The 6,853-nt window shown below is 71.0% G+C and carries 5 protein-coding genes; 3 read left to right on the top strand and 2 right to left on the bottom strand.

The window, feature by feature from the left end:
• Positions 1 to 677 precede the first annotated feature (677 nt).
• Both ACFV3R_RS32310 and ACFV3R_RS32305 read left to right on the top strand, forming a co-directional pair.
• Positions 678 to 1,238 (top strand): transglycosylase SLT domain-containing protein, encoded by a 561-nt coding sequence (locus ACFV3R_RS32310; RefSeq protein ID WP_385590561.1) that lies wholly within the window; start codon positions 678 to 680, stop codon positions 1,236 to 1,238.
• Between the two features lie 605 nt (positions 1,239 to 1,843).
• The gene (locus ACFV3R_RS32305; RefSeq protein ID WP_385590559.1) at positions 1,844 to 2,614 is read left to right on the top strand and encodes a calcium-binding protein; all 771 of its coding nucleotides are present in this window, start codon (positions 1,844 to 1,846) and stop codon (positions 2,612 to 2,614) included.
• Positions 2,615 to 2,916: 302 nt separating this feature from the next.
• Here ACFV3R_RS32305 and ACFV3R_RS32300 read toward each other — a convergent pair whose 3' ends face one another.
• Complete coding sequence (locus tag ACFV3R_RS32300; RefSeq protein ID WP_385590557.1) at positions 2,917 to 3,666, bottom strand: D-Ala-D-Ala carboxypeptidase family metallohydrolase; 750 nt, start codon at positions 3,664 to 3,666, stop codon at positions 2,917 to 2,919.
• A 261-nt stretch (positions 3,667 to 3,927) separates the two neighbouring features.
• Between ACFV3R_RS32300 and ACFV3R_RS32295 the strand changes: the two genes are divergently transcribed.
• Positions 3,928 to 4,701, top strand: coding sequence for an SDR family NAD(P)-dependent oxidoreductase (locus tag ACFV3R_RS32295; RefSeq protein ID WP_385590555.1), 774 nt, complete (start codon positions 3,928 to 3,930; stop codon positions 4,699 to 4,701).
• Positions 4,702 to 4,999: 298 nt separating this feature from the next.
• Here ACFV3R_RS32295 and ilvD read toward each other — a convergent pair whose 3' ends face one another.
• Positions 5,000 to 6,646 (bottom strand): dihydroxy-acid dehydratase, encoded by a 1,647-nt coding sequence (ilvD, locus tag ACFV3R_RS32290; protein ID WP_385590553.1) that lies wholly within the window; start codon positions 6,644 to 6,646, stop codon positions 5,000 to 5,002.
• Positions 6,647 to 6,853: the final 207 nt, after the last annotated feature.

The following is a 6,853-nucleotide window of genomic DNA, read 5'->3' as shown; positions in this document are numbered from 1 at the left end:
TACCGGGGCTCCGCTTCTCACGTCCCGGATCACACCAGATCAGTCCCCACGCGTTTGCCTTCCCGAGCCTTAACTTCACGGCCTTGCCCTAAGGGCTGTCCCATGAAAGGACGTGCCGCCCGGGATCCCCTGTGACGAGCCACTGGACCGCGCCGGCTGCGCCGACAGGTGACGCTGTGCGGTGGACGCCGCCGCCACTTCGAGCGTGTCGGCGCCCGGTGGCCCGGAGCCACCTGCCCTCCCCGCTCCACCGGCGGCGGCACACGAGGTCCCGGCCGCCCTGTGGTCAGTCACCGAACCCTCGGTCGCCACCTCGCTGTGCGCGGGGCCGGTCTGCCGGCTCTGTGTGAGGGCGGGCACGGGATCCTCGTCACCACGGAACCTCGGTAGTAGCCGGCATCGGCACCATCAGCGCCTGACACGCCCCGGGAGGCTCTGTACTGCTACGCGCTTTCGTAGGTCACAGGTTGGCGCCGGTGGGGAGCCGGTTCCCAAGGTGGTGGACGTACCGGGGAGCCGAGCGCCGGACCGGGCGGGAGTCCTTCCGCCTGAGCCTGACACCGGCCCCGCGACGCGAGAAGCCGCGTCGAGCACGCACCGGACGCCCCAAGGGTTCCGGGATGTGCCGCCGACAGCCTGTCGGCCTCCCCACGATGTCCCCCGTAGAGAGGTACGCCATGACTGCCACCACCACCGCCACCCGTTTCCGCAAGTACACCGTCGCCGGTATTGCCACCGCCGGTGCCGCCGCTGCCGCGGCCACCCTGGCCCCGACCCCGGCGCATGCCGCTCCGGTGCACGAGGCCAAGCCCGCGGCCGTCTCCGTCGCCCACGGCAAGAAGGCCGATGCGAAGGACGCGCAGGCCAAGGAGGCGGCGAAGGTCGCCAAGCTGGTCGAGCAGGGCAAGAAGAAGCACGGCGACGACCTGGACGGTTGGATCCGCACGGCGCTGGACGTGATGCACTACGAGCACATCCCCGGCTCCTACCAGGGCATCCACAAGAACATCATCCGTGAGTCCGGCGGCAACCCGACCGCGCAGAACAACTGGGACGTCAACGCGCAGAAGGGCGTGCCGTCCAAGGGTCTGCTCCAGGTGATCCAGCCCACCTTCGACACCTACCACGTCAAGGGCACCAAGGACTCGCTGACGGACCCGGTGGCCAACATCGTCGCTGCGACGAACTACGCGGCCGACCGGTACGGCTCGATGGACAACGTCAACTCCGCCTACTGATCGAACCCAGGTCAGCCCCGGGCGGGGCACCACAAGCCGCCTGAGCCCTGGGGACAGCCGCCCCCAGCCGGGAGCGGCGGGGCTTCAGGCACACCGGTGAGGCCGGGCAGGACATCTCTTGCCCGGCCTCACCGCTTCCCTGCCTCCTCCCGAGTGTGGTCACCCCGCTTCACCGTCATGCGGTCCGCGGGATGCCGAGTCCGGCCAGTGCGGCGCACTGCCACTGAGGGCGGGCGGAGTCGTTGGCGGACGTGGGGGGCCGCAGGACGTCTGGACTCACACCCACCTTGGACGAGTCGGCTTCGACGAACTGGAGGAGCTCGCGCGACGACGCCGTGACTCCGTGCACGTCACCGTTGCACCGGCGCCCCGCCGTCCGCCGACCGGGCCGGTCGAGGACAGCTGCCCGGTCCGGCCTCTCGCCTCAGTGACCGCTCTTCGGGCAGGCAGGTCCGACCACCTCGTGGCCTCATCGGGAGACACGCTCCCGTCCCGGCATCCGCTCGCAAGTCCGGGGCCGGGAGACACAACTGTTCGGCCGCTTCGGGAGTCCTCCTCGACGCCTCAGAAGCACTGAGGTGGGTCACAGTCGAGGGAAGACACTGATGCGTACGAGTGCTGTCGCAGCCGCCGTTGCCGGCGCCCTGTCCGTGTTCGCCGTACCGGGCGCGGCGCAGGCGGACGAACACGAGGGGGACATCCGGATCCTCAAGGTGGTCATCAACGAGGGACACGACATCGCCCTGGGCACCACGGAGGCGAAGAAGTTCACCCTCCAGGTGACCGCCGGCGACGATTCGGGCATCAAGGAGGACTTCACCGTCCCGTCGCTGTGGAACGGCTCCAAGGGGCTCGTCCTGCCGGACGACCCCACCGGTGACTGTGTACCTCGTGCGGACACGCCCACGATCAGCACGTGCACGTACCGGATGACCTTGCGCCCGCGGATCGACCCGCAGGACAACACCACGGCCGGAGTCTGGAAGGCGAATGTCGCCGTGAGCGGCAACGACGGCGACTACGCAGGCATGGACGCCGCCGCCACGGTGAAGGTGAGGCGCTACGCGAAGATGACGGTGAACGCCTCGCCCGAGCCGGTGAAGAAGGGCCGGACGCTGACCGTGACCGGCAGCCTGACCCGGGCGAACTGGGAGACGTACAAGTACGCCGGCTACACCGGTCAATCGGTGAAACTGCAGTTCCGCAAGAAGGGCGCCGCTGCCTACACCACCGTGAAGACGGTTACCACGGGCAGCAGCGGGGCCCTGAAGACGACCGTGAAAGCTGGGACCGACGGGTACTGGCGCTGGTCGTTTGCCGGCACTTCGACCACCCACCCGGTCACCACCACCGCCGACTACGTCGACGTCAGGTAGCGCACCCGGGGTCGCCGGGGCTGCGCGGGGCTGCCCGAGCCCCGCGTTGTCCTGCCCCTGCTCACCGGGGCGATGCCGAGCGCAACCGGGTACGGACGCCGCCGGACCCACCGCACCCACATGCAGGACGACAGCCCCGTTGCGGAACACCGACGTGACCGGTGCGGTGGCGAGCGACTCGGCCGGCATGCCCGAGAGCCGCGCCGGCCGGCCCGCCCGAGGGTATCCGGACGGCTCACGCCTCCGGCTGTCTCGGGCCCCGGCCGGATCGGGCCGGAGCGCGCACCGGGCCCGGGCGGCCCTCAGACGGTGCCGTCCTGCCACCACCAGGCCCGTCCGAGGTCGGCCCGGGCGTCGACGTGCTGATGGTCCTCGGCGTAGGTCTCCAGACCTGAGAACCCGCAGGTCTCCGCCTTCTGGTACACGGTCTTGTTGGTGACGCCGGGGACGTCGAGGTCCGCGGCGGTGCCGTACAGGTGCATGCTGTCGGCGGCTCCCCCGACGTCGGCGTTGTGCGCGACGCTGCGGAAGCCGGAGTTGACGGTGATGGCCCTGTCACCCAGCTTCTTGCGGAGCGCCTCCAGCTTGTACATCGTCCGCCGGGCGTTCTCCTTCGCAGCGGCGGTGGTCACCTTGCCGCCCGCGAACGTGCCGCTCACCCGGTCGGTGAACTCGCTCCAGTCGAAGTGGACGGTGGAACCGTCGGCGCTCTCCAGGGCGTTGAGCTTCGCCTGGGTCGCCGGTCCGGCCACGCCGTCCGCCCCGAGCCCGTACGCGGCCTGGAAGCGCCGCACGGCTGCCGCGGTGCCGGCACCGAAGTCCCCGTCGATCGCCACCCGGCTGTGACTCGGGCTGTCGGCCGCCCAGCCGGCGACTCTGATCTGGAGTTCCGTCACGTCCGCTCCGGTGGTGCCCTGTTGCAGCGTCCGTGACCAGGAATAGGCGGCGGCGGTTCCGGTGAACAGGGCGGGCCCCACCACGAGGCCGGTGGCGGCGGCGAGGACGCCGCGGAACAGGGTACGACGGGAGGGGAGCGAGTGAGGGGAGTGCATCGTCATCCTTGGAGTCGGGGCGGGCGCGGGAGACGGTGGGGCCGGTGCGGGAGAACGGCGACGACATTGGCGCAGCCGTCCGTAAGGGGCAAGGACGCGATCCGGCCGTTCTGACCTGTCCACCGCGCACCCTGGTGAGCCCGCTGGACCGGACCGACCCGCGGCACGGCGGTCCCGGTCCACGGTCCCGGGCCCCGCGGAGTGGGAGGCCGAAGGCGTCGCGGGGTGTCATCGAGGGAGGCCGGCGGCTTTACTCCCAGCATGAGTGACACCAACGGAATGCTGGCCGGCAAGGCAGTGATGATCACAGGCGCGTCGAGTGGGATCGGTGAGGCGGCGGCCCGCCTGTTCGCCGCGGAGGGGGCGGCGGTCCTGCTGATGGCCCGCCGCGCGGACGTGCTGGAGCAGCTGGCCGAGGAGATCAACGAGGCGGGTGGCCGGGCGGCTTTCAGCGCCGGGGACGTATCGGTCGCCGAGGACGTGCAGCGAGCCGTGGACGCGACGGGCGAGCACTTCGGCACCCTGGACGCGGCCTTCAACAACGCGGGGTTCGTCGGCGGGGACCTGTCGCCTCTGCACGAGCTCGACCAGGCCCTGTTCGACCGCATGATCGACGTCAACGTGCGCGGTACCTGGAACTGCCTGCGCTCACAGATCCCGGTGATGCTCGCGGCGGGGAAGGGCGCGATCGTCAACACGTCGAGCACTGCGGCCATGGTGGCCACCGGGGCTCCCGTGCCCTACGTCGCCGCCAAGCACGCGGTACTCGGCATGACCAGGGCGGCCGCTGCGGAGTACGCCGCGCACGGCATCCGCATCAACACGCTCGTCGTCGGCACCACCCGCACGGACATGATCAGCCAGGTGGTGCAGGTGCGGCCGGAGTTGGAGGAGGCCTTCGTCGCCCGCCAGATGCAGAAGCGCATGGCCGAACCCGTCGAGATCGCCCAGGCGGCCCTGTGGCTGTGCAGTGACCGGGCCTCGTTCTCCACCGGGTCGGCCCTGGCGGTGGACGGCGGTCTGACGTCCAACTGAGGGGAGGCGGGGACCGGCGGGGTGGGGGAGGGACGCGACACCCCACCCCGCCGGTCCTTTCCGACGCCTCTTGCCACCGGCACGCCCTTTCCCGATCTGCGGCCTCCTCCACGGCGAGGCGGACGTGAGGCATCGTGCTCTTCCGATCCCCCGGCCCCGCCAACGTGTCCGGAGACCGGGAGGACAACCCTCAGCCGGCGAAAGCGCCCTCAGGATCGGATCCCGGCCGACGAGCCGGCAGGCGTCCGGTGCCGGTCCGTTCGTGGCGGACAGCCCCGAGCGGCCGCGTCAGACGGTGTCAGACCGTGACGGCACCGTCCGACGCCGAGCCGACGACGGCCGCGTACTTGCGGAGGACACCGCGTTCGACCGGGCGGTCGGGACGCGCCCAGCTCTTCCGGCGCTCGGCCAGTTCGTCGGCCGGGACGTCGAGGTCGAGCGCGTTGCGGGCGGAGTCGACGGTGACGGAGTCACCGTCCCGCACGAGCGCGATGGGGCCCGCGTGCCACGCCTCCGGGGCCACGTGGCCGATCACCAGGCCGTGCGAGACCCCGCTGAAGCGGCCGTCGGTGACCAGGGTGACGGAGTCGCCGAGCCCCTGCCCGACCAGTGCCCCGGTGATCGACAGCATCTCGCGCATACCGGGCCCGCCGGCCGGGCCCTCGTAACGGACGACCACCACGTCGCCCGCAGCGATCCGGCCGCCCTGGATGGCCTCAAAGCACTCCTCCTCGGAGTCGAACACCCGGGCGGGCCCCTGGCGTACGAAGTCGGGACGTCCGCCCAGCTTCAGCACGCAGCCGTCCGGAGCGAGTGAACCGCGCAGGATCGCCAGCGCACCGGCCGGTTTCACGGGAGAGTGCACCTCGCGCACCACCGACTGGCCCTCGGCCGCCACCGCCGTCGACGCGACGTCCGCCGGCGAGCGGCCGTCGACCAGGATCACCGCGTCGCGCAGTACCCCGGCCTCCAGCAGTCGCGCCGCCACCAGCGACGTACCGCCGGCTCGCCACAGATCGGCGGCGGTGTGGGGTCCGGACGGCTTCAGTGCCGTGATGATGGGAACCTCGCGGCACACCGCGCCGATCCGGTCGACGGTGAGATCGACTCCCGCCTCACGGGCGATGGCGAGCAGGTGCAGGACGGCGTTGGTGGAGCCGCCCATGGCCGCCACGGAGACGATCGCGTTGTGGAAGGCGTCCTCCGTGAGGAGCGAGGACGGCCGCACGTCCCGGGCGAGTACGTCCAGGGCGAGTGCGCCGACCTGCTCGGCCGCGGCCGTCTTCTCCTCGGCCGTGGCGGGGATGTCCCCGACGCCGAACGGCGCGAGACCGAGGAACTCCGCGACCGTACCCATCGTGTTCGCGGTGTACTGCGCCGCGCAGGTACCAGCGCCCGGGCAGGCGTGCCGGGCGAGGTCGTCCACGTCGTCCTGGCTGACCCGGCCGACCGCCCGCTCGCCGAGGGCCTCCCACATGTCCTGAATGGTCACCTTCCGCCCGCGCCAGGTACCCGGCATCATGCTGCCGCTGTAGAGCAGCACGGACGGGATGTCGACGCGGGCCATCGCCATCATCGCGGCGGGCACCGTCTTGTCGCAGCCCACGATGCAGACCACGGCGTCGAACTGGTGGGCCCTGACCACGAGTTCGATGGAGTCGGCGATGACCTCCCGGCTGACCAGCGAGGCCCGCATGCCCGGGGTGCCCATCGTGAGGTTGTCCGAGACGGCGACGGTGTTGAACTCCATGGGCGTCCCGCCCGCCCGGCGCACCCCGGTCGCGACATGGCGCGCCAGATCGCGGTGGGTCAGGTTGCAGGGCATCGTCCCGGTCCAGGTCGAGGCGATGCCGACGGTGGGACGCCGCATGTCCTCCTCGCTCAGCCCCATCGCGTACAGGTGCGAGCGGGCCGGCGCACGGTCGGGATCGTCGGCGATGTTCATGGCGGCTCCTTCTGGCGTCGAGCTGTGAAGAGGGTGCTGGGGTGGTGCGCGGACACGGTCGTGATCCAGGGCCGAGCGGGCAGAAGCCGTCGAAGTTCTTGCCCCGGAAGCACTGTCCGTCAAAGAACTGGGCGTCACGGGCCAACACACCACCAAAGCCCGGCGGATACAGCCAGGTCGACCCCGTTGTCCGGGAAACCGCTCAGG

The sequence above is a fragment of the Streptomyces sp. NPDC059740 genome, assembly GCF_042733155.1.
Taxonomy (GTDB): domain Bacteria; phylum Actinomycetota; class Actinomycetes; order Streptomycetales; family Streptomycetaceae; genus Streptomyces.
This window is presented reverse-complemented; position numbering and strand designations above follow the sequence as displayed.